The sequence below is a fragment of the Micromonospora sp. NPDC005707 genome (genome assembly GCF_040631005.1).
GTDB lineage: Bacteria > Actinomycetota > Actinomycetes > Mycobacteriales > Micromonosporaceae > Micromonospora.
The window spans coordinates 1-21417 of sequence record NZ_JBEXYR010000020.1 but is presented as its reverse complement, the minus strand read 5'-3'; the positions used below and the strand labels follow the sequence as shown (position 1 = coordinate 21417).

Genomic DNA, 21417 nt, shown 5'->3' with positions numbered 1-21417 from the left:
ACCCTGGTGAGAGGTCAAGGCGCGACGATGTTTGTCACGCGCCGAACCAGCCGGGGACGTCGAGGCGGAAGACGTCGGCCGGGACCATCCGGCGCAGGTCGTCCTCGATCGCCGCGACCCGGTCGGCCCCGAGGGTCGCCACCCAGCGGTCGCGCAGCTCGTCGAAGACGATCGCCGAGCGGCGGAGCCCGTCGTGGCCCCTGGCCGTCATCCGGACCAGCTTGCGCCGGGCGTCGGCGGGGTCGTCGGCGCGTTCCAGGTAGCCGAGCGCGACCAGGCGGTCGACGGTCTTGCCGGCCGCCTGCTTCGAGACGCCGAGGCGCTGCCCGAGGTCGGAGGCGGTGGTGCCGGCGGGGCCGACGGCCTGGAGCACGAAGCCGTGGGCCGGGCGCAGTTCGTGGTGCCCCTGCCGGGCCAGTTCGGCGTGCAGGTCGTCGATGAGCGCGCGGAAGCCGGCGAGCAGGAGCAGCGGGAGCGCGAAGCCCGGGCGGTCAGGTGTTGCCATGTTCGACAACCTCGTTTACTGTTTCGTCAACCACGTTGACTATCTTACGCGAGGGGTACCCGTCATGTCCCGGCCCGCCTTCACCGCCCACACCCCCGACACCGCACCCGCCGCCGCCCGCCCCACGATGACCAACATCCACCGCAAGTTCGGTCACCTGCCCGGCGCGGTGGCCCTCATGGCCGAGTCGCCCGAACTGCTCAAGGGCTTCCTCACCGCGAACGCCGTCTTCGAGTCCACCGACCTCGATCCGGTGGCACGTGAGGTGGTGGTGCTGACCGTCGCCACCCGCAACGAGTGCCACCTCTGCGTGGCCATGCACACCGCGACACTCACCCGGCACGGCGCGGCGCCCGAACTGATCGAGGCGCTCCGGGCTGGCGCCGCCCTGCCCGACCCGCGCCTGGAGGCGCTGCGCCGGTTCACCGTCGCCGTGCTCGACCACCGGGGCGCCGTCCCCGACGACGGGCTGGACGCCTTCCTGGCCGCCGGCTGGCAGACCCGGCACGCGCTCGACGTGGTGCTCGGCGTCGGGACGTACACGATCTCGACCTTCGCCAACCGCCTGACCGGGGCGCCGCTCGACCCGCCGCTCGCCGCGTACGCCTGGGAGCCGGCCGCCTGACCGGCCGGGCCGGCGCACGGATGGGTGGGCAGGCACACAGCCGTCACGCCGACCCGGCGTGGGCAGTGCGGGAAGCCGTGCGGGAGACTGGCGGGCATGGCGGCTCGTGGCTTCCCGTACACCGATCTCAAGGACTTCCTCGCGGCCCTGGAGGCCGCGGGCGAGCTGCGGCGGGTGAGCGTCCCGATCGACCCCACGCTGGAGATCAGCGAGGTGGTCACGCGGACCGTCCGCGACGGCGGCCCGGCGCTGCTCTTCGAGCGGCCCACCCGCGGCGAGATGCCGGTGGCGATCAACCTGTTCGGCACCGAGAAGCGGATGGCCATGGCGCTCGGCGTCGAGACGCTCGACGAGATCGGCGAGCGGATCGGCGCGATGATCAAGCCGGAGCTGCCGGTCGGCTGGTCCGGCATCCGCGACGGCCTCGGCAAGGTCATGCAGCTCAAGTCGCTGCCGCCGCGCAAGGTCAAGACCGCGCCCTGCCAGCAGGTGGTCTACCGGGGCGACGACGTCGACCTGAACCGGCTGCCCGGCCTCCAGGTGTGGCCCGGCGACGGCGGGATCTTCCACAACTTCGGGTTGACCCACACCAAGCACCCGGAGACCGGCAAGCGCAACCTCGGCCTCTATCGGCTCCAGCAGCACAGCCGGAACACCCTCGGCATGCACTGGCAGATCCACAAGGACTCCACGGCCCACCACGCGGTCGCCGAGCGGCTCGGCCAGCGGCTCCCGGTCGCCATCGCCATCGGCTGCGACCCGGTCGTCTCGTACGCGGCGACCGCGCCGCTCCCCGGTGACATCGACGAGTACCTGTTCGCGGGCTTCCTGCGCGGCGAGCGGGTGGAGATGGTCGACTGCCTGACCGTGCCGTTGCAGGTGCCGGCGCACGCCCAGGTGGTGCTGGAGGGCTACCTGGAGCCGGGCGAGCGGCTGCCCGAGGGCCCGTTCGGCGACCACACCGGCTTCTACACGCCGGTCGAGCCGTTCCCCGTGCTGCACGTCGAGACCATGACCATGCAGCGCGACCCGGTCTACCACTCGATCATCACCTCGAAGCCGCCGCAGGAGGACCACGGCCTCGGCAAGGCCACCGAGCGGATCTTCCTGCCGCTGCTCAAGATGATGATCCCCGACATCGTCGACTACGACCTGCCGGCCGCCGGCGTCTTCCACAACTGCGCGATCGTCTCCATCCGCAAGCGCTACCCGAAGCACGCGCAGAAGGTGATGAACGCGATCTGGGGCGCGCACCTCATGTCGCTGACCAAGCTCATCGTGATCGTCGACGAGGACTGCGACGTGCACGACTACAACGAGGTCGCGTTCCGGGCCTTCGGCAACGTCGACTACGCCCGGGACCTGCTGGTCACCGAGGGCCCGGTGGACCACCTGGACCACGCCTCGTACCAGCAGTTCTGGGGCGGCAAGGCGGGTCTCGACGCGACCCGCAAGCTGCCCACCGAGGGCTACACCCGGGGCTGGCCCGAGGAGATGACCATGTCGCCCGAGGTGGTCTCGCTGGTCGACAAGCGCTGGAAGGAGTACGGCATCTGATGGCCACCGTCGCCGAGGTCCCCGTGGAGCGCCCGGGCCGGGTCAAGTCGTTCCTCAAGCTGGTCGCGATCGAGCACTCGGTCTTCGCGCTGCCGTTCGCGTACCTGTCGGCGCTGACCGCCATGCAGGTCGACGGCGGCCGGGTGCGCTGGCTCGACCTGCTGCTGATCACCGTGGCGATGGTCGGCGCGCGGACGTTCGCCATGGCCGCCAACCGGATCCTCGACCGGCGGATCGACGCGCGGAACCCGCGTACCGCCAACCGGGAACTGGTGACCGGGGCGGTGAGCGTGCGGACGGCCTGGACCGGCGCGGCCGTCGCGCTGGTGGTCTTCCTGGCCGCCGCCGCCCTGCTCAACCCGCTCTGCCTGGTGCTCGCCCCGCTCGCCGTGGTGCCGCTGGTCGTCTACCCCTACGGCAAGCGGTTCACCAACTGGCCGCACGCCATCCTGGCGATCGCCCAGGCGGTCGGCCCGGTCGGCGCCTGGCTGGCCGTCACCGGCACCCTCGCCGGCTCCTGGCCGGCCTGGCTGCTCGGCGCGGCAGTCGGCCTCTGGATCGGCGGCTTCGACCTCATCTACGCGTGCCAGGACTCCGAGATCGACCGGGAGATCGGGGTGCACAGCGTCCCGGCCCGGTACGGCCGGCGCTTCGCGCTGCACGCCTCCACCGTCGCGCACGTGGTGACCTTCGCGCTGTTCATCTGGTTCGGCGCGCTGGTCGGCTTCGGCTGGCTCTGGTGGATCGGGCTCGCGTTCACCGCTGTCGCCTTCGGCTACCAGCACCTGGTGGTCAGCCCGACCGACCTGAGCAAGGTCAACCGGGCGTTCTTCACCGCCAACGGTTTCGTCGGCATCGCGCTGTTCGTCTTCGCCCTGCTGGACCTGGTGGTCCGGCTCGGCCTGCGCCCCTGAGGGGACGTCACCCGACCGGATAGCGGGCGCTCTCCAGCGTCCAGTCGACCGTGCCGCGGACCGCGTTGGCCAGCCCGTCGAGGTGGGCGGTGACCGACTCGTCCAGCGCCGGCCCGAACGACGGCACCGCGGCGCGCAGGGCCACGAAGCGGGCCATCTCCGCGCGCCAGCGCGCGGCGACCAGGTCGACCGCGGCCGGCACCGGCACGCCCCGCTCGGCGGCCACCGCCAGCACCAGGTTGTGGCCCCCGGCGCCGGCCCGGTCGCGCTCCAGCGAGGCCAGGTCGTTGTACCAGGACAGCAGGTCGTTGGCCAGGTCGGCGAGCCGGCGCAGCGCGGGATGGTGGTAGACCGCGTCGGGCAGCGGCCGCCCGGCGGCGAACTCGATCAGGGGGTACGACACGTACGCCGCCGAGGTGGCCCGCCGCAGCTGCACGTACTCGGCGACGCCCGGTGGCCGCCCCGCGACGGTGGCGACCGCCTCCCGCCAGGCGCCGTCGAGGTGGTCGGCCACGGCGTCGGCGAAGCGCAGCCGCCAGCGGGCCGGCATCCGACGCCGCGGCTCCCGCCACGCCTGGACCAGGAGCCGGCGCAGCGGGCCGGAGAACCCGGGATGGCGGGCCCGGGGGCCCTCCCGGAGCAGGGCCAGCGCGCCGTCGCGCAACGCCCTGATCTGCGTCGGGGCCAGCCGGTCCGGCCCCTCACAGGCGTCGTCCACCAGGAAGAACCAGGTGAACAGGGCGGCCAGTGCCCGCAGGTCGGGCTCGGTGGCGCCCGGGTAGAGGCGACCGGCGTAGCGGGCGAAGCCGGCGCGGGCCAGCCGCTCCCGCATGGCCGGGTCCAGCGGCAGGCCGAGCCGGTCGAGCTGGCCGACGAGCCACTCCTGCACCCGGTCGGCGTGCGGGGAGAGCCGGGATGGGATCGGACACTCGGACCGCAACGCCCGCAGCACCGCCGCCGTCATGACCGGTCCCTTCCATGGACGTGGATCCCCGACGGAAGAATCCCACGTTCCCGGCACGTCCGCCGACCCGGTGGACAACGCCACTGGTCGCGGGACAAGCGGGACACAGCGCCGGGGTGGCCGCCCGCCGCCCGGATCGACCAGGCAGTCTTGACGCATGCGCGAACCATGGGTGGTCGGCGTGTCCGGTGCCTCCGGCACCCCGTACGCGGCCGCGGTCGTCCGGGGCCTGCTCGACGCCGGCCAGGCGGTGGACCTGATCGTCTCCCGGGCCGCCCGGCTGACCATTCTCGACGAGACCGGCCGGCCGTTCCGGGACGGGCACTGGGCCGAGGACCTGGCCGCCTGGCTGGGCCGCGACCTCGCCGACGCGGACCTGCGACACTGGCCCGCCGGTGACCTGGCCGCCGGCCCGAGCAGCGGCTCCTACCGGGTACGCGGCATGGCCGTCGTCCCGGCCAGCACGGCGGCCTGCGCCGGCATCGCCATCGGGCTGTCCAAGGATCTGTTGCAGCGCGCCGCCGAGGTGAACCTCAAGGAGCGGCGGCCCCTGGTGGTGGTCCCCCGGGAGACCCCGGTGACCCGCAGCCACCTGGAACATCTCATCGCGCTGCACGACGCCGGCGCGGTGGTGCTGCCGGCGAGCCCCGGCTTCTACGGGGCGGGGGCGGCGGCCTCCGCCCAGCAACTTGTCGACTTCGTGGCCGGGAAGGTGCTGGACGCGCTCGGCGTGCCGCACACGCTGTTCCGCCGCTGGTCCGGTGAGCTGGCCGTCACCCGCCGGGACCCCGACCCGACCTGACGGCGCGGATCGGGACGCGGACCGAGCCGGACCGCGTCCCGATCGGTGTCGCCTCAGTACATTCCGGCGTTCGCCGGCCCTGGGCCGGTCGAAGCGGTCGGGCCCATGTTGCGTGCCTTGCCCATGTCCTCCGCCTCGTCCAGCATGCCCTCCCCCTCAAGCAGGGCTCGCACCTCGGATTCCCGAAACCGGCGATGCCCGCCTGGAGTCCGGATGCTGCCGATCCGGCCGGCCGCTGCCCATCTGGTGACGGTCTTCGGGTCAACCCGAAACAGCGCGGCGACCTCACCAGGTGTCAGCAGGCGATCTCCAGTGTCCACAGCCCCCTCCTCGCGTCGACGAAGCCCCCGGCTGAACACACTGCCCCCGGCCGGTGCGAGCCCAGAGCCGTCATGAGGGACGTATGGCAATTACAGCACCAGCGACCTGGCGTGTCCGCCAAACGCGAAAAACGCACACAGTGAGAAGTTAGTAAATGCTACCGGTGTAGAACCCCCGTGACTGCACGTTTGTGAACGGCAACGTGACGTCATGTTCAACTGATGCCGCGTGTCGGGCGTTACGCCCGAAAGGATAGGGTCACTCTCCGTGGACGCGATCGACCTGAGCCTCGTGGAGCTGTTGCGGGGCAACGCCCGCCTGTCGTACGCCGAGCTGGCCCGCCAGGTCGGCCTCTCCGCCCCGGCGGTGCACGAGCGGGTCGGCAAGCTGGAGTCGGGCGGCGTCATCCGGGCCTACCGGGCCGAGGTGGAGCCGGAGGCCATCGGGCTCGGCGTCACGGCGCTGATCGGCATCGTGGAGGACTCGACCGCGGACACCGACGACGTGCTGGAGGCGTTCCGGCAGATGCCGGAGATCGAGTCCTGCTATTTCATGGCGGGCGTCGAATCGTTCCTGCTGAAGGCCCGGGTGGGCACCATCGCCGAGCTGGAACAGCTGATCGTCCGGCTGAACCGGACCGCCGGGGTGGCCTCCACCCGCACCGGCATCGCCCTGTCGACCAAGTGGGAGAACCGTCCCCAGCCCCTCGAATCCGCCGCTTCCTGACCGTCTCGCTCTGGTCCCGGCCGGCGCGGAGCGCTACCGTGCGCCGATGACGACTCCGGGGCGGGGCGCCGCCGTGGTGACCGGGGCGGCCGGCGGCCTCGGCCGGGCGATCGCCGCCGCGCTGCACGCCGACGGCTGGCGGGTCCTGCTCACCGATGTGGACGCGGAGGCCGTGGCCACCGCGGCGGCACCGCTCGGTGGCTGGTCCCGCCCCCTCGACGTCCGCGACGAGGCGGCCTGCGCGACGGTGGCCGCCGAGGCGGCCGGGACGCCGGGCGGGCTCACACTCTGGGTCAACAACGCCGGCATCCTGGCCACCGGGCCGTCCTGGACGCACGACGCTAGGGCCCGGCGCCGGCTCGTCGAGGTGAACGCGCTCGGTGCGATGAACGGCACCCACGCGGCCCTGACGGAGATGCGGGCGCAGGGCCACGGCCACGTGCTCAACGTCGTCTCGCTGGCCGGGCTGATCGCCGCCCCCGGCGAGACCGTCTACGCGGCCAGCAAGCACGCCCTCCTGGCGTTCAGCCTCGGCACCCTCGCCGACCTGCGGATGGCCGGCGTCCGAGGCGTACACGTGTCGTGCCTCTGCCCGGACGGGATCTGGACGCCGATGCTGCACGACAAGCTCGACGACCCCGGTGCCCTGGCATCCTTCACCGGGTCGCTGCTGACCCCGGAGCGGGTCGCCGCGCGGGCCGTGCGGCTGGCCCGGCGGCCCCGGCCGGTGGTCAGCCTGCCGCGCTGGCGCGGCGCCCAGGTGCGGCTCCTGGACGCCTTCCCCCGGCTCGCCCTGGCCCTCACCCCGGTGGTCCGGGCCGCCGGCCGGGCCGGCCAGCGCCGGCAGGCGCGCCGGGTCCGTCCCGAGGCGAGCGGGCCTCGCTTGTAACGTTGCCGGCGTGACTCATCTCGACCGGTGTGACGAGGCCAGCCGGAGCTGGGTGACCGAGGCCATCGCCACGGTCGAGGCGGACGCCAACCGCTCCGCCGACACCCACCTCCTGCCCTTCCCGCTGCCCCGGGAGTGGGGCATCGACCTCTATCTCAAGGACGAGTCGGTGCACCCCACCGGCTCGCTCAAGCACCGGCTGGCCCGGTCGCTCTTCCTGTACGGGCTCTGCAACGGCTGGATCGGCCCGGACACCACGATCGTCGAGGCGTCGTCCGGTTCGACGGCGGTCTCCGAGGCGTACTTCGCGCGGATGCTCGGGCTGCCGTTCATCGCGGTCATGCCCGCCTCCACCTCGCCCGAGAAGATCGCCCAGATCGAGTTCCAGGGCGGCCGCTGCCACCTGGTGCGCGACCCCGCCAAGGTGGTCATCGAGGCGCGCTGGCTCGCCGAGGACAGCGGCGGGCACTACATGGACCAGTTCACCTACGCCGAGCGGGCCACCGACTGGCGGGGCAACAACAACATCGCCGAGTCGATCTACGCGCAGCTCGCCCTGGAACGGCACCCCGTGCCGGCGTGGATCGTGGTGGGCGCCGGCACCGGCGGCACCAGCGCCACCATCGGCCGGTACGCCCGCTACCGCCGGCTGCCCACCAAGCTCTGCGTGGTCGACCCGGAGAACTCGGCGTTCTACCCGGCGTGGCAGGCCGGCGACTGGTCGGTCCGCACCGACAAGGGCTCCCGCATCGAGGGGATCGGCCGGCCCTGTGTCGAGGCGTCCTTCCTGCCCAGCGTGGTGGACCGGATGATGCAGGTGCCGGACGCGGCGTCGCTGGCCGCCATGCGGGCCGGCTCGGCGGTGCTCGGCCGCCGGGTGGGCGGCTCCACCGGCACCAACCTCTGGGGTGCGTTCGCGCTGATCGCGGAGCTGCTCGCCGCCGGCCGGACCGGCTCGGTGGTCACCCTGATCTGCGATCCGGGCGACCGTTACGCACACACCTACTACAACGACGAGTGGGTGGCCGGGCAGGGCCTCGACCTCGCGCCGCACCTGGCCACCATCGACCGCTTCCTGGCCACCGGCGCCTGGCCGGCCTGAGGAGTCAGCGCGGGTCGATCCGCTCGGCCAGCCCCGGGTAGCGCACCACGAAGCCCTCCTGGTCCACGTCCAGGTCGGCCGTGAAGGAGCCGCTGGCGTAGCGGACCCGGCCCGGCCCGAGCGGGGTGTAGACCTGCTCGGCGGGGACCACCGCGAGGCCGGGCAGCAGCACCCAGGCCGCGGTGATCGTTCGTGCCTGGTCGGCCGGGGCCCGGCCCAGGTCGAGCCGGCGGACCGGCAGGGTGTTGGTCAGCGGCGAGCCGCCCAGGTCGACGTCGAGCGCCTCGGCCAGCCGGTCCGGGTCGTCGGTGCCCGGCAGCCCGGCCGGCGGATGCCCGGCCGCGCGCAACGCCGCGTCCAGGTCACCCTCCTCGCCGGTGCGCACCCGCCATCCGTCCCCGGCCCGTTCCAGGCGTACGCTCCGCGTCCAGCCCGCGCCCTCCGCGGTGACCTCCAGCCGGCTGGTCGACCAGTCCGCGCCCAGCGTCAGCTGGTAGCGGCACGTGTAGGGGATCGGGTCGACGGCCAGGGCCACGCCCTGCGCGGTCAGGCCCTGCCGGTCGTCGAGCAGCACGTGCTCCGAGCCGGCAGTGTCGGTCCGGGTCCAGAACAGCGACTTCGGCATGGTCGGCATGAACCGGACGTTACGCGACCGGCCGGACACCGGCAGCGGATGCACGAACGCCGCCGCCGAGCGGTGGCTCGACGGCGGCGCCGGTGTTCGCGGGCCCGGCCGGTGCGGCCGGGGTCGTGCGGTGCGGTGGGTCAGTGGGTACGGGCCGGCGGCCGGCCGCCGAAGCCGCGCCGGTCGTCGCGCGGGCGGTCCTCGCGGCCCCGCTCCGGCCGGAAGCCGCCCCGGTGCTCGGCCGGACGGAACTCGCCCCGCTCGCCGAAGCGCCGGTCACCCCGGCCGTCGCGGTCGCCGTAGCGCCGCTCGCCCTGCGGGCGGTCCTCGTAGCGGCGGCCGTGGTCACCGTGACCGGCGGTCGGCCGGTCGCCGTAGGAGCGCCCGCCGGTCGGCCGGTCGCCGTAGGCGCGGCCGCCGTCCCGGTCGCCGTAGCCGCGGCCCTGCGTGGGCCGGTCGCCGAAGGATCGGCCGCCGGTGGGCCGGTCGTCGTGCCGCCGGTCGCCGTGGCCGTCCCGGTCGTAGCCGCGAGCGGCGCCGGTCGGCCGGTGCTGGTCGCGCCCGCCGCGGTCGCCGAAGTGGCGGTCGCCGGTGGGCCGGCCGGAGCCGCGCTCGTCGCGCCGCTCACCCCGGTCCCCGAAGCGCCGGTCGCCGCGGTCGGCTCCGCCCCGGTCGGCGCGGTCGAACCCGCCCCGGTCGGCACTGCGGCGCTCGCCGAAGCCCTCGCGGTCGAAGCGCCGCTCGCCGGAGGGCCGGTCGTAGCCGCGGCCGCCGGTCGGGCGGTCGTCGTGGCGGCGGTCGCCCCGGTCGAAGCCCCGGCCGGTCGGCCGGTCGCCGAAGCGGCGCTCGCCGCGCCCGTCGCGGTCACCCGAGCGGCGCGGGCCGCCCCGGCGCGGCTCCGGCTCCTCGCGGACCGGCACCCCGCTGGGCTCGCGGGCGCCGGTCAGCTCGGCCAGCGCCGCGTCGCCGGCGCGGACCCGGGTTTCGGCCGGCGCGACGCCCGCCTTCTCCAGCATGGCGAGCGTCGTCCGGCGCTGCTTCGGCAGCACCAGGGTCGCCACCGCGCCGGACTCACCGGCCCGCGCGGTGCGACCCGCCCGGTGCAGGTAGTCCTTCGGGTCCTTCGGCGGGTCGATGTGCAGCACCAGCGTCACGCCGTCGACGTGGATGCCCCGGGCCGCCACGTCGGTGGCGACCAGCACGTTCACCCGGCCCTCGCGGAACTCGGCCAGGGTCCGGGTGCGCATCCGCTGGGTCTTGCCGCCGTGCAGGCCGCCGGCCCGCACACCCACGGCGCCGAGCTGTTCGACCAGCCGGTCGACACCGAGCTGGGTACGCGCGAAGAGCATGGTGCGGCCCTCGCGGGCCGCGATGGACGCCGCCACGGCGAACTTGTCGTGCGGCGGGATCAGCAGCAGGTGGTGGTCCATGGTGGACACGGCAGCGGTCGCCGGCGCGGTCGAGTGGGTGACCGGGTCGGTCATGAACCGCTTGACCAGGGTGTCGACGTCGTTGTCCAGGGTGGCCGAGAAGAGCAGCCGCTGGGCGTCCGCCGGCGTCTTCGCCAGCAGCTGGGTGACCTCGGGCAGGAAGCCCATGTCGGCCATCTGGTCGGCCTCGTCCAGCACGGTGATCTCGACGTCGTCGAGGTTGCAGACACCCCGCTCGATGAGGTCGCCGAGCCGCCCCGGGGTGGCCACGACGATCTCCACGCCGCGGCGCAGCGCATCGATCTGCCGGTCGTACGGGACACCGCCGACGGCGGTCTTCAGGAAGATGCCGACGGCCTTGCCGAGCGGCATCAGCGCGTCGTTGACCTGCATGGCCAGCTCGCGGGTCGGCACCAGGACCAGGGCGCGCGGGTGCAGCGGCCGGGCCCGGTTGCGCTCCGCGAGGCGGGCGATCACCGGCAGGCCGAAGGCGAGCGTCTTGCCCGAGCCGGTCTGGCCCCGGCCGAGCACGTCGTGGCCGGCGAGGGCGTCCGGCAGGGTGGCCCGCTGGATCTCGAACGGGGTGGTGATGCCCTGCCGGGCGAGCGCCTCGACCAGCTGGCGGGGCAGGCCGAGGGCGGCGAAGTCAGGGGTGTCGATGGTGGGGTCGGCGGACGGGGACGTGCCGGTGGCAGCGAACGTGGTCAAGAAATGCCTTTCGAGCGGGGCGCATCTTCGCGATGGCCGCCGCGGCTTCGTCACGCCGCCGATTCGCCCGCAAGATCGCCCATGGGCGCGCAATGGGCGCGCCGGGTCAGTGATCCCCACAAGTGTACGGCGGCGCGGCGAACCCGCCACCGCGCCGCGAGGGCGTAGTGGGCGGGCTCACCCCGGTCACCTGGTCAGCGCGGCGCCGGTGATCCCGCTGAGCGCGTCGTTGGCCAGGAAGACCACCACCAGGCTGATCGCGACCAGCAGCGCCAACGCGCCGGCCAGCACGATCACGACCTTGGTGTTGCTCGACCGGGTCGCCGGGGCGTCCTCGGTCCAGCCCTGGGCCAGGATGTGCCCGGTCAGCGAGCCGGAGTTCTCCAGCGGGTTGCCCTGCGGGAAGGAGACGGTGGCGAAGCCCGGCCCCTCGGTGCCGCCGTACACGCTGCCGGCGGGACCGCTCGGCGGGGCGCCGGGGGGGTTGCCGGCGGGTCCGGACCCGTATGCGGTGGGGTTGGTCGACGGCGGCCAGGTCGGCAGGGCCGGGGCGGGCACCGCCGGTGCGCCGGTCAGCGGCCCCGAGGCCCACGGCGCGGCGGGCGCAGCGGGCTGCCCGGCGTCCGCGAACGGCGTCGACCCCGGTACGCCGGCCATGGCGGGCGGCGGCGGGAACGGTGGCGCGGGCATCGGGCCGGGCGGCGGCGGAGGCGCGGGCACCGGCGGTCCCGGCGGCGGCGCCGGTGGCCCCGGCACCGGGGGCACCGGTCCCGGCGGGGTCGGGCCCGGCGGCGGTGCGGGCACCGGCGGCACCGGCCGGAACGGGGGCTCCGGCGCCGGCACGGGCGGCGCCGGCGAGGGCGGGGTCGGACCCGGCACGGGGGTCGGCGCCGGCTCGGGCTCGGGCACGGGCGGCGTCGGGGGCTGGGCCGGCTCCGGCGGCTGGGCCGGCTCGGGCGGCTCGGGGTTGACCGGGCCGGCGCGGTAGACCTTGGCGCTGCCGGACGTCCCGGCGACCGCGGCGGCGACCTCGTCGGCCGAGGCCCGGGTCAGCCCGGGGACCGACGCGCTGGCGCGGGCCTGCCCCTGAGCGGGCACGGAGGTCTTCGGGGCCTGCGGCCGGTCGCCGTCGGCAGCCGGCGCCTCCGCTCCGCCGCGCTCGGCGGCGGCGAAGGCGGACCAGGTCGAGGGCGGCGGAACGGAGGCGCCGGGCTGGCGCCGATCCAGCTCCGGAACCGACTCCGCCGGGCCGCCCGCCCGGTACGTGGTGGCGGTGGCCGGCGCGCTCGGCCGCTCATCGGCCGGCGGCGACGCGGCGCCGGCGACGCTCACCCGGGCCCGGGCGACGGCCACCGGGCCGTCCTGGCCCGGTCGCTCCTCCGCGGGCCCGGCCGGCCGGTCGGCGGCGTCGGGCGCGGATCCGGGGTGGACCGTCTCCGCCGGAACGTCCTGCTCGCCCATCTCGCCCCTCCGCGCCCACGCTCGCCCCCGGCCGTCGCACCGGCCGGGCGTGCCTGGGTCTCACCGTGCCACATTCCGGCCCGGGAGCACAGCCGGAGTGGACGGTTGGGTCAGTCGGTGGCGCTCGGGCTCGCCGAGGTGCTCTCGGCCGTGCTGCCGGTCGGGTCCGCGCTGCCGCCGGACGGCGCGGTGCTGGTCGGCGGCGTCGAGGTGGGCGAGTCGGACGGGCTCGGCGGCGGCGTCGTCGGCGGCGTGGTGCTCGGCGAGGTCGACGGGGTGGGCGTCGGGCTCGACGTGCTCGGCGTCGGCTTCGGCGTGGCCGTCTTCGTCGGCTTGGGCGTGGCCGTCTTCGTGGGCTTGGGCGTCGGGCTGGGCTTCGACGGGGTTGTCGGCGGCGTGGTCGGCACCGTCGGGGCCGGCGCCGGGGTGGCCGGGGCGGGGACCGCGCCGATCACCCGGGTGGCCGCGTAGAGCCGGGACCACCGGACCACGGAGATCTTGACGACGTCGCCGGTGCGCGGCGCCTCGACCATCTTGCCGTTGCCGATGTACATGGTGACGTGGTGGATGCTCGTCCAACTGCTGCCCGAGGCGAAGAAGAGCAGGTCGCCGGGGAGGAGCGCGTTGGGGTCGACCGTGCGGGAGCGGGTGGCGTAGTACTGGTCGCGGGAGACGCGGGGCAGGCCGCGGTAGCCGGCCGCCTGGTAGGAGGCGAGCACCAGGCCCGAGCAGTCGAACCGGTCCGGCCCCTCGGCCGCCCAGAGGTAGGGGTCGCCGAGCTGGGCGAGGGCGTAGCGCACCGCGGCCAGCGCCCTCGGGTCGGCGACCCGCCCGCTGACGCTCTGGTTGACGACGTACGAGCTGCCGATCTGCTGCTCGGCGGCGTCCTCGAGGCGCTCGATCTCGCGCAGCTTGGCGGCGTTGTCCCTGCGGAGCTTGACCAGCGCGGCTTCCTGCTTGTGCAGGTCGGTCTCGACCCGGGTGTACTCCGCGCTCTTCTCGGTGGCACGCCGCTCGGCCGAGGCGTGCGCCTGGCGGGCGACCTGTTCGGCCGTGGTGGCCCGGGCCAGCTCGCCGGTCACCGCGGTGGTGGCGCCCTCGGCCTTGTCGCCCCGGGTGATCCGCTGGAGGTTGGCGAGCTCGCGCAGGCTGGCCCCGAACTCACCGGGCGGCAGCGCGGCGTCGGCCTTGACCGCGTCGGCGGCGGCGGTCTTCGCGTTCTCCTGGGCCCGGACGAGCGCGTCCTGGGCCTCCTTCAGCCGGGCGGCGGCCAGGGCCAGGTCCGCCTGCGCGGTGTCCCGTTCGCCCTTGACGCTGAGCAGGGTGTCGCCGAGCTGGGCGACCTGCGCGTCGGCCTGGTTGATCTGGGCGATCAGCGGGCCGTCGGCGGGGTTGGTGACGCCGGGGAGGCCCGGGGTGGTGCCGGGCCCGCCGGTGACCGTGCCGGGGAGGCCCGGGACGGCGCCGGGCACGGTGGGAAGCTGGAGGGTGCCGGCGACGCGGGGGCGGGAGCCGGTGTCGGGGACGGTGTCGGGCAGCGGGTCGGCCCAGGCCGGGGTGGCCAGCGCCGCGGCGGCGACCGCGCCGAGCAGTGCGGACCAGAGCGCCGGGCGCAGCACCGGCGAGATCACCGGAATCCGGTTTCGTCGGCGTCGGCCCTGGATGCTCTCGACCATTCCGCTCCCCGTCGTCTGCTTTTCGCGCGAGGTGGGCGCGCTGAGCCAGGACGGTACCGGTGTGTGTTCCGCCCCATCCTGTCTTACCTCACGAACGCAGCTATGTCGATGTGCGGAGGGTGACGGCCGGCCGGTAGTCCGGTGAAGTAGGTCGCTGCGGTTGACCGGGTCGCCGGGTCGTCGGGCGCGCGACGTACGCTCGACCGGGACCGCAGGTGGAAGGGACGTGGCTTTCGATGGACGCCGGACTCAAGCGCGAGCTCGAAGCGAAGGTCTACGCGGGGGAGCGGCTCACCCGTGCGGACGGAATCGCCCTCTACGAGAGCGACGACCTCGCCTGGCTGGGGCGACTGGCCCACCACAAGCGCACCGAGATGAACGGTGACCGGGTGATGTTCAACGTCAACCGGCACCTCAACCTGACCAACGTCTGCTCCGCCTCGTGCGCGTACTGCTCGTTCCAGCGCAAGCCGGGCGAGAAGGACGCCTACACGATGCGCATCGACGAGGCGGTCCGCAAGGCCAAGGAGATGGAGGACGAGCAGCTCACCGAGCTGCACATCGTCAACGGCCTGCACCCGACGCTGCCCTGGCGTTACTACCCGAAGGTGCTGCGCGAGCTGAAGGCGGCGCTGCCGAACGTCAAGCTCAAGTGCTTCACCGCGACCGAGGTGCAGTGGTTCGAGAAGATCAGCGGCCTGAGCGCCGACGAGATCCTCGACGAGCTGATGGACGCCGGCCTGGAGTCGCTCACCGGCGGTGGCGCGGAGATCTTCGACTGGGAGGTCCGGCAGCACATCGTCGACCACGCCTGCCACTGGGAGGACTGGTCGCGGATCCACGCCCTGGCGCACCGCAAGGGCATGCAGACCCCGGCGACGATGCTGTACGGCCACATCGAGGAGCCCCGGCACCGGGTCGACCACGTGCTGCGGCTGCGCGAGCTCCAGGACGAGACCGGCGGCTTCGCGGTCTTCATTCCGCTGCGCTACCAGCACGACTTCGTGGACTCGGCGGACGGCAAGATCCGTAACAAGATCCAGGCGCGCACCACGATGGCCTCGCCGGCCGAGTCGCTGAAGACGTTCGCCGTCTCCCGGCTGCTGTTCGACAACGTGCCGCACGTCAAGAACTTCTGGGTGATGCACGGCCTCTCGGTGGCCCAGCTCTCGCTGAACTTCGGTGTCGACGACCTGGACGGCTCGGTCGTGGAATACAAGATCACCCACGACGCCGACTCGTACGGCACGCCGAACACCATGCACCGCGAGGACCTGCTGAACCTGATCTGGGACGCGGGCTTCCGCCCGGTCGAGCGGAACACCCGCTACGAGATCGTCCGCGAGTACGACGCGGCCCCGTCGCTGGCCGAGCGCCGCGCCGAGCCGCAGCAGGTCTGGGCCTGACCGCACGCCGATGAGCACCGAGGAGCAGCAGCGCAGTTTCCCCCGGCGGGACGACGAGGGGCGCATCCTCACCCTGGGCGACCTGCTCGGGGTGAGTCTCGCCGGGCTGGTGATCGGGGTGCTGGCGCTGGTGCTCTTCGAGTGGGCCTTCGCCACCATGGGCGCGGGCCGGTTCGGGCGGACCAACGGCTGGCTGGCGGTGATCCTGCCGCTCTGGCTGTTCTGGGACGACTTCCGGGCCTGGGAGTTCGGCTCGGCCCGGGTGCTCGCGGCGCTGGCCGGGGTCGCGCTCGGCGTTCTCGCCGGGCTGCTGGCGGCCGGCCTCGCCGCCGGACTGCCGGCGCTGGTGTCCGGCGCGCTGGCCGCGGCGGTGTTCACCGTGGTCTACGCGGTGGTCTGGTTTCATGGCGTGCACTGGCTGGCCCGGCGGACGGGCTGAGGCGTGAGAGAGAAGGCAGGGCAGCGTGAGCGCGAGGAGTGAGCCGGGTTTGCGAGCCCCGCAGTCGCGAACCGAGGCGTCGCAGTGAGCGCGGCGGTCAAGTACACGCTGGGCCGGATCGGGCTGTTCGTCGGCGTGCTGGCGGCCCTCTGGTTCGTCGAGATGAACATGTTCCTGCGGCTGATGCTGGCGCTGGTCTTCTCCGCCGCGCTGTCGTTCTTCCTGCTCCGCGGCTGGCGGGACGAGATGGCCGGTGAGATGTCCGAGGCGGCGGAGCGGCGTCGCGCCGAGAAGGATCGGCTGCGCTCCGCGCTGGCCGGGGACGACCAGGCCGAGCGCACCGACGAGCGCCGCGAGAGCTGACCGCCCGAAACGGGGCAGCGGGAAACGACGCCGGCCGCTAGCGTCTGCCGCCGTGAGTTTCCTGAACACGATCAACGGGTGGCGGACGAAGGTCTTCGTCTGGATCGGCCTGCCGGTCATCGCCGCCATCGGACTGATGTTGAGCGTCACCGACCTCGCTCCCACCTGGGAGGCGAAGAACGGTGGCGGCACGCCGGGCACCTTCACCGCGGTCCACGAGGACTGCGGCCGGCGTAACTGCGAGTGGCGCGGCACCTTCGTGGCCGACCAGGGCGGTGCCCGCCGTGCCGACGTGATCCTCTACGACGCGCCCGACGGCCTCGCCGCCGGCGCCACCGCTCCCGCTCGGGACACCGGCGCCCGGGCCGGGGTCTTCTCCACCACGGGCGGGTCGACGTACCTGCTGGTGACCGGGCTGGCCCTGGCCGGCGTGGCCGCCCTGGTGGCCTGGGTGTGGATCATCGTGCGGGCGATCCGGAACCGGCGCCGGGCGAAGCAGCCCACCGCCCAGCCGGCCTCCTTCGCCCCGTCCCTCTAGCGGAGACCCGTCCCTCCAGCGGGAAACCCGCCCCTTCCAACGAAACCGGGCCCGGCGCGATCCCCGAGCGGGGATCGCGCCGGGCCCGCGGCGTTTCACCAGTTGGTCGAGCCCGGCACCACCGGCCAGGCCCGGTTGGTGGGCTTGATCAGGTACGCGATGCCGCCGGAGCCGGAGGCCACGGTGCCGTTCGCCCGGTGGCGCTTGGTGCGCAGCCAGATCTGCTCGAACTGCTCCCGCTTGTAGACGTTGCGGACCACGTCGTCGGACGACGAGGCGGGGTCGTTGACGATCACGTCACCGTCGGCCGTGAAGCCGACGATCACGAACAGGTGCCCGGAGGTGCCGTAGTTGGCCCCGTCCAGTTCCTCGCTCAGGAAGGACTGCGAGGTGATCACGGGGATGCCGGCCTTGATGAAGCGTTCCACCTCGTCCAGCGAGTGCATCCGGGTGACCCGGGCGTCCAGGCCCGGGAAGCTGGCCGCGTACGCGGTGTTGAACGGCCAGTTGCCCGCGCCCTCGTACTCGTAGTCGTAGGTCATCCGGGCGGCGTGGTCGACGGTCGGGTCGGCGTAGCTCGGGTCGACCCAGGCGATGTCCTCGGCCGAGGGCTTCCGGCCCCAGTACTCGACCACCATCTCGGTGGAGGTGGGGGAGCACCAGGCTTCGCCGCCGCCGTCGTACTCGGGGTACTCCCCGATGTGGATGTTCTGGGAGTAGCGCGGCACCGCGAGTTCGGTGCCCCAGGCGATGCCACCCTTGCTCGGGGCGACGGTGAACCGGTCCGGCACGTTGGAGCTCATCGCGCCGAGCATCCAGACCCGCGGCGAGGCGGTCTGTCCCGGCGCGCGGTAGAGGGTCAGCCGGAGCTGGTAGGACCGCAGCAGCACGCCGGCCTTGGCGTCGTCGATGGAGAACGTGTCGGTCCAGATGGTCGACCAGGGGTCGCCCTGGCCGTCCAGGGTGGATCGCTTGATGTCCTGGTCGCCGGAGGCCCAGCGGCCCATGACGTACCAGGGGGTCTGCTGCCCGGTGTTGTAGGTGCCGTGCAGCTCGACCTGGATCCAGGTGCCGGCCGGGGTCGCGGCGTTCCACGAGGCGACCAGTTCGCTGGCGTCGAAGCCGACCTGCCGCTGCGGCGAGGTCCAGGTCGCGTACTCCCAGGTCCGGGTGGTGCCGGTGTGCTCGTCGGTGAACTCGGTGGTGCCGGCCGGGCGGCCGATGGTGATCCCGGTGCGGTGCCCCGGGATGGCGAAGGTGCCCTGGTGGGTGCCGCCGCGCCAGTCGGGGTACTTGGACCACTCCTGGAAGGTGATCTGCTCGTCGTGCGAGACGACCGGCAGGTTGTTCCCGGCGTGGGCGGGTGCCGTCACGCCGACGAGAGCGAGCGCGGCGGCGCCGACGAGGGCGACCGCGCGCAGGGCTGGTCTGACCATGTGCACTCCGTGAGGTGGGAAGGGCTCGTTGCCGTTCACTGTCGCGCCTGGCGGGAAGTTTCGCCAGAGGGTGACGCATGGAAAATCATTGCCGGCGTGAGGATGCGGTCGGGATGGAAGCACATAGTGATGAATATTGATATGACCATGTGACTCCTGGTGAAGTGTGCGGACAACGGGATCGCCCGTACCCCGAGGAGGTTGTCCATGGCCCTCCGCACGTCCCGCCTCCGCCGCCGGCTGGCCCTCGTCGCCGCCGTCGGCCTGACCCTCGTCGCCGCGGTCACCGGCCCGGCCGCCGCCCGGCCCGCACCGGACGGCGAACCGGCCGCCGTCGCCTACCGGGTGCTCGGCCCGCGCACCCTCGCCGACCGGAGCGCCGTCGCCCGCACCGGCGCGGCGATCGACCAGTCCGAACACGGGGTGCTGCACGTCACGGCCACCACCGCCGAGGCCGCCGCGATCACCCGGCTCGGCTTCCGGCTGGAGAAGGACGTCGCACCGGCCACGGCCGCCGGCGCCGTCGCGTACGCGTTCCCGCCCGCCGACTCCAACTACCACGACTACGCCGAGTTGACGTCGGTGGTGAACACCGTGGTCGCCGACCACCCGGCCATCGCCCGCAAGCTCAGCATCGGGCGGTCCTACCAGGGTCGGGACCTGATGGCCGTGAAGATCTCCGACAACGTCGGCACCGACGAGAGCGAGCCGGAGATCCTCTTCAACGCCCAGCAGCACGCCCGCGAGCACCTGACCGTCGAGATGGCGATCTACCTGCTCAACCTCTTCACCGACAACTACGGCAGCGACTCCCGGATCACGAACCTCGTCAACTCCCGCGAGATCTGGATCGTCCCCACGGTCAACCCGGACGGCAGCGAGTACGACATCGCCACCGGCTCCTACCGCTCCTGGCGGAAGAACCGGCAGCCGAACAGCGGCTCCTCGTCCGTCGGCACCGACCTGAACCGGAACTGGTCCTACCAGTGGGGCTGCTGCGGCGGCTCGTCGGGCTCGACCTCGTCGGAGACCTACCGCGGCCCGTCCGCCTTCTCCGCCCCGGAGACCGCGGCGCTGCGCACCTTCGTCAACAGCCGGGTGGTCGGCGGGGTGCAGCAGATCAAGGCGAACATCGACTTCCACACCTACTCGCAGCTGGTGCTCTGGCCGTACGGCTACACGTACAGCAACACCGCCACCGGGATGAACACCGACCAGTACAACACCTTCGCCACCATCGGCCGGCAGATGGCGTCCAGCAACGGCTACACCCCGGAGCAGTCCAGCGACCTCTACATCGCCGACGGCACCAGCATCGACTGGATGTGGGGGACCCACAAGATCTGGGCGTACACCTTCGAGATGTACCCCGGGTCGGCCTCCGGGGGCGGCTTCTACCCGCCCGACGAGGTGATCCCCGCGCAGACCTCCCGCAACCGGGAGGCCGTGCTGCTGCTCTCCGAATACGCCGACTGCCCGTACCGGGCGATCGGGAAGCAGAGCCAGTACTGCTGACCACGAAGCACGGTGGGGCCCCGGTACCGGGGCCCCACCGCCCCCTCCCGTCCGGACGATCTCCGCTGGTCATGCGCTACGGTGGCACCGACCACCCCGCAGCGAAGCCGGTGCGAAACCGGCGCTGTCCCGCAACTGTGATGCCCCGCACACGGCGTCGGCCTCGGCCGGCGCCGACACCTGTGGGGGGACGAGCCAGGTCGCCTGCGGCACGGTCGCGACACGCGCTCTCGAGGAAGGGCGCCTCGCGGACGGGCCCGCTCAGGTCCCTGTCGGCGAAGCACCACGCTCCTCGACCGACAGGAGGACCGATGTCCAGACGTACCCCCCGGCTCTTCGCCGCCGCCCTCGCGGCCGGCGCGCTGCTCCTCGGCGGCTGCGCCGAGAAGACCTCGAACGACACCCCCGCGGCCGGCGGCAGCCCGGCCGCCGCGGCCTTCCCGGTCACAGTCGGCAAGCTGACCCTGGAGAAGCGCCCCGAGAAGATCGTCTCGCTCTCGCCCACCGCGACGGAGATGCTCTTCGCCGTCGGCGCCGGCAAGCAGGTCACCGCCGTGGACGACCAGTCGAACTACCCGCCGGAGGCGCCGAAGACCGACCTCTCCGGCTACCAGCCGAGCGCCGAGGCGATCGCCGGCCGGAGCCCCGACCTGGTGGTGCTCGCCAACGACACCAACAGGATCGTCGACCAGCTCACCACGCTGAAGATCCCGGTGCTGCTCACCCCGGCGGCGACCACGCTGGACGACACCTACCAGCAGATCACCGACCTGGGGAAGCTCACCGGCCACCCGGCCGAGGCGGACGCCGTCACGAAGAAGATGAAGGACGACGTCACCGCGCTCACCAAGGACCTGCCGAAGCGGGCGACGAAGCTCACCTACTACCACGAGCTGGGCCCCGAGCTGTACAGCGCGACCAGCAAGACCTTCATCGGCTCGATCTACGCCCTCGCCGGCCTGGCGAACATCGCCGACCCCGCGGACGCCGACGGGAAGAACGGCGGCTACCCGCAGCTCTCCCAGGAGGTCATCGTCCGGGCGAACCCCGACTTCGTCTTCCTGGCCGACACCAAGTGCTGCAAGCAGACCCCGGAGACCGTCAAGGCCCGCAGCGGCTGGGCCGGCGTGACCGCCGTGAAGAACAACCAGATCGTGGCGCTGGACGACGACATCGCCTCCCGCTGGGGTCCGCGTGTGGTCGACCTGCTCAAGGTGATCGTGGACGCCACCGCCAAGGTCCCGGCCTGAGCCCGACCGTGCGACCAGCGGAACCCACCGACCGGCCGGCCGGGGCGCCCGAGGCGTCCCGCCCGCCCCGCGCCCCCCCAACCCCCCCCGCAAGGAGAGGCGGGGCCGCCCCCGCGCCGGCGCGGGGCGGGGCGGGCCCCCCGAAACCCTTTTCCGGGTACGCCC

At 73.4% G+C, this 21417-nt stretch carries 20 protein-coding genes, 1 pseudogene and 1 riboswitch; of the genes and pseudogenes, 13 read left to right on the top strand and 8 right to left on the bottom strand.

The window, feature by feature from the left end:
* Nucleotides 1-34: 34 nt before the first annotated feature.
* Nucleotides 35-505, bottom strand: a complete 471-nt coding sequence (locus ABZ452_RS29180; protein WP_357949615.1) for a MarR family winged helix-turn-helix transcriptional regulator — start codon at nt 503-505, stop codon at nt 35-37.
* A gap of 64 nt (nt 506-569) precedes the next feature.
* On the opposite strand from ABZ452_RS29180, the gene ABZ452_RS29175 reads away from it, so the two are divergent.
* The 3 genes from ABZ452_RS29175 to mqnP all read left to right on the top strand — a co-directional run bounded on the left by ABZ452_RS29175 (nt 570) and on the right by mqnP (nt 3601).
* A complete protein-coding gene (locus tag ABZ452_RS29175) occupies nt 570-1130 on the top strand; it encodes a carboxymuconolactone decarboxylase family protein (RefSeq protein WP_357949612.1) in 561 nt (186 codons plus the stop codon).
* Nucleotides 1131-1226: 96 nt separating this feature from the next.
* Entirely contained in the window at nt 1227-2687 is a 1461-nt protein-coding gene (locus ABZ452_RS29170; protein WP_357949609.1) for a menaquinone biosynthesis decarboxylase, read from the top strand.
* Nucleotides 2687-3601 (top strand): menaquinone biosynthesis prenyltransferase MqnP, encoded by a 915-nt coding sequence (mqnP, locus tag ABZ452_RS29165; protein ID WP_357949606.1) that lies wholly within the window; start codon nt 2687-2689, stop codon nt 3599-3601. The genes ABZ452_RS29170 and mqnP overlap by 1 nt, the downstream gene beginning before the upstream one ends.
* A 7-nt stretch (nt 3602-3608) precedes the next feature.
* Here the strand turns inward: mqnP and ABZ452_RS29160 are convergent, their stop codons facing one another.
* Nucleotides 3609-4565 carry a terpene synthase gene (locus tag ABZ452_RS29160; protein ID WP_357949603.1) on the bottom strand — a complete coding sequence of 319 codons (957 nt, stop codon included), beginning with the start codon at nt 4563-4565 and terminating at the stop codon, nt 3609-3611.
* A gap of 157 nt (nt 4566-4722) precedes the next feature.
* Between ABZ452_RS29160 and ABZ452_RS29155 the strand changes: the two genes are divergently transcribed.
* On the top strand, nt 4723-5367 hold the full coding sequence (locus ABZ452_RS29155) for a UbiX family flavin prenyltransferase (protein WP_357949600.1): 645 nt from the start codon (nt 4723-4725) through the stop codon (nt 5365-5367).
* Nucleotides 5368-5420: 53 nt separating this feature from the next.
* Here the strand turns inward: ABZ452_RS29155 and ABZ452_RS29150 are convergent, their stop codons facing one another.
* On the bottom strand, nt 5421-5687 hold the full coding sequence (locus ABZ452_RS29150) for a BldC family transcriptional regulator (protein ID WP_013473529.1): 267 nt from the start codon (nt 5685-5687) through the stop codon (nt 5421-5423).
* Nucleotides 5688-5955: 268 nt separating this feature from the next.
* Here ABZ452_RS29150 and ABZ452_RS29145 point away from each other — a divergent pair, with 268 nt between their 5' ends.
* From ABZ452_RS29145 to ABZ452_RS29135, 3 genes are read left to right on the top strand one after another with little or no spacing between them, the layout of a single operon-like run.
* Nucleotides 5956-6414 carry an Lrp/AsnC family transcriptional regulator gene (locus ABZ452_RS29145; RefSeq protein ID WP_091261335.1) on the top strand — a complete coding sequence of 153 codons (459 nt, stop codon included), beginning with the start codon at nt 5956-5958 and terminating at the stop codon, nt 6412-6414.
* Between the two features lie 46 nt (nt 6415-6460).
* On the top strand, nt 6461-7303 hold the full coding sequence (locus ABZ452_RS29140; RefSeq protein WP_357949597.1) for an SDR family oxidoreductase: 843 nt from the start codon (nt 6461-6463) through the stop codon (nt 7301-7303).
* Between the two features lie 10 nt (nt 7304-7313).
* A complete protein-coding gene (locus ABZ452_RS29135) occupies nt 7314-8405 on the top strand; it encodes a PLP-dependent cysteine synthase family protein (RefSeq protein WP_357949594.1) in 1092 nt (363 codons plus the stop codon).
* Between the two features lie 4 nt (nt 8406-8409).
* Here the strand turns inward: ABZ452_RS29135 and ABZ452_RS29130 are convergent, their stop codons facing one another.
* From ABZ452_RS29130 to ABZ452_RS29115, 4 genes are all read right to left on the bottom strand, one after another.
* Nucleotides 8410-9030: a putative glycolipid-binding domain-containing protein gene (locus tag ABZ452_RS29130; protein ID WP_357949830.1), complete on the bottom strand. Its 621-nt coding sequence runs from the start codon at nt 9028-9030 to the stop codon at nt 8410-8412.
* A 140-nt stretch (nt 9031-9170) separates the two neighbouring features.
* Entirely contained in the window at nt 9171-11168 is a 1998-nt protein-coding gene (locus ABZ452_RS29125) for a DEAD/DEAH box helicase (protein WP_357949592.1), read from the bottom strand.
* A gap of 186 nt (nt 11169-11354) precedes the next feature.
* Nucleotides 11355-12629, bottom strand: coding sequence for a hypothetical protein (locus ABZ452_RS29120; RefSeq protein WP_357949590.1), 1275 nt, complete (start codon nt 12627-12629; stop codon nt 11355-11357).
* Nucleotides 12630-12739: 110 nt separating this feature from the next.
* A complete protein-coding gene (locus tag ABZ452_RS29115) occupies nt 12740-14305 on the bottom strand; it encodes an NlpC/P60 family protein (protein ID WP_357949588.1) in 1566 nt (521 codons plus the stop codon).
* A 236-nt stretch (nt 14306-14541) separates the two neighbouring features.
* On the opposite strand from ABZ452_RS29115, the gene mqnE reads away from it, so the two are divergent.
* From mqnE to ABZ452_RS29095, 4 genes are all read left to right on the top strand, one after another.
* The gene (mqnE, locus tag ABZ452_RS29110; protein WP_357949585.1) at nt 14542-15711 is read left to right on the top strand and encodes an aminofutalosine synthase MqnE; all 1170 of its coding nucleotides are present in this window, start codon (nt 14542-14544) and stop codon (nt 15709-15711) included.
* A gap of 10 nt (nt 15712-15721) precedes the next feature.
* Nucleotides 15722-16150 carry a hypothetical protein gene (locus ABZ452_RS29105; RefSeq protein WP_357949583.1) on the top strand — a complete coding sequence of 143 codons (429 nt, stop codon included), beginning with the start codon at nt 15722-15724 and terminating at the stop codon, nt 16148-16150.
* A gap of 84 nt (nt 16151-16234) precedes the next feature.
* Entirely contained in the window at nt 16235-16513 is a 279-nt protein-coding gene (locus ABZ452_RS29100; protein ID WP_357949580.1) for a DUF4229 domain-containing protein, read from the top strand.
* 52 nt (nt 16514-16565) lie between these two features.
* On the top strand, nt 16566-17051 hold the full coding sequence (locus ABZ452_RS29095) for a hypothetical protein (protein ID WP_357949577.1): 486 nt from the start codon (nt 16566-16568) through the stop codon (nt 17049-17051).
* 95 nt (nt 17052-17146) lie between these two features.
* On the opposite strand, the gene ABZ452_RS29090 is transcribed toward ABZ452_RS29095, so the two are convergent.
* A complete protein-coding gene (locus ABZ452_RS29090; protein ID WP_357949575.1) occupies nt 17147-18487 on the bottom strand; it encodes a C39 family peptidase in 1341 nt (446 codons plus the stop codon).
* A 207-nt stretch (nt 18488-18694) separates the two neighbouring features.
* Between ABZ452_RS29090 and ABZ452_RS29085 the strand changes: the two are divergent.
* Together ABZ452_RS29085 and ABZ452_RS29080 are read left to right on the top strand one after the other, a co-directional pair.
* Nucleotides 18695-19999 (top strand): annotated as a pseudogene (locus ABZ452_RS29085) (M14 family metallopeptidase); the annotation flags it as partial.
* A gap of 109 nt (nt 20000-20108) precedes the next feature.
* Nucleotides 20109-20202: riboswitch (cobalamin riboswitch) on the top strand.
* 111 nt (nt 20203-20313) lie between these two features.
* On the top strand, nt 20314-21252 hold the full coding sequence (locus ABZ452_RS29080) for an ABC transporter substrate-binding protein (protein WP_357949572.1): 939 nt from the start codon (nt 20314-20316) through the stop codon (nt 21250-21252).
* Nucleotides 21253-21417 lie beyond the last annotated feature (165 nt).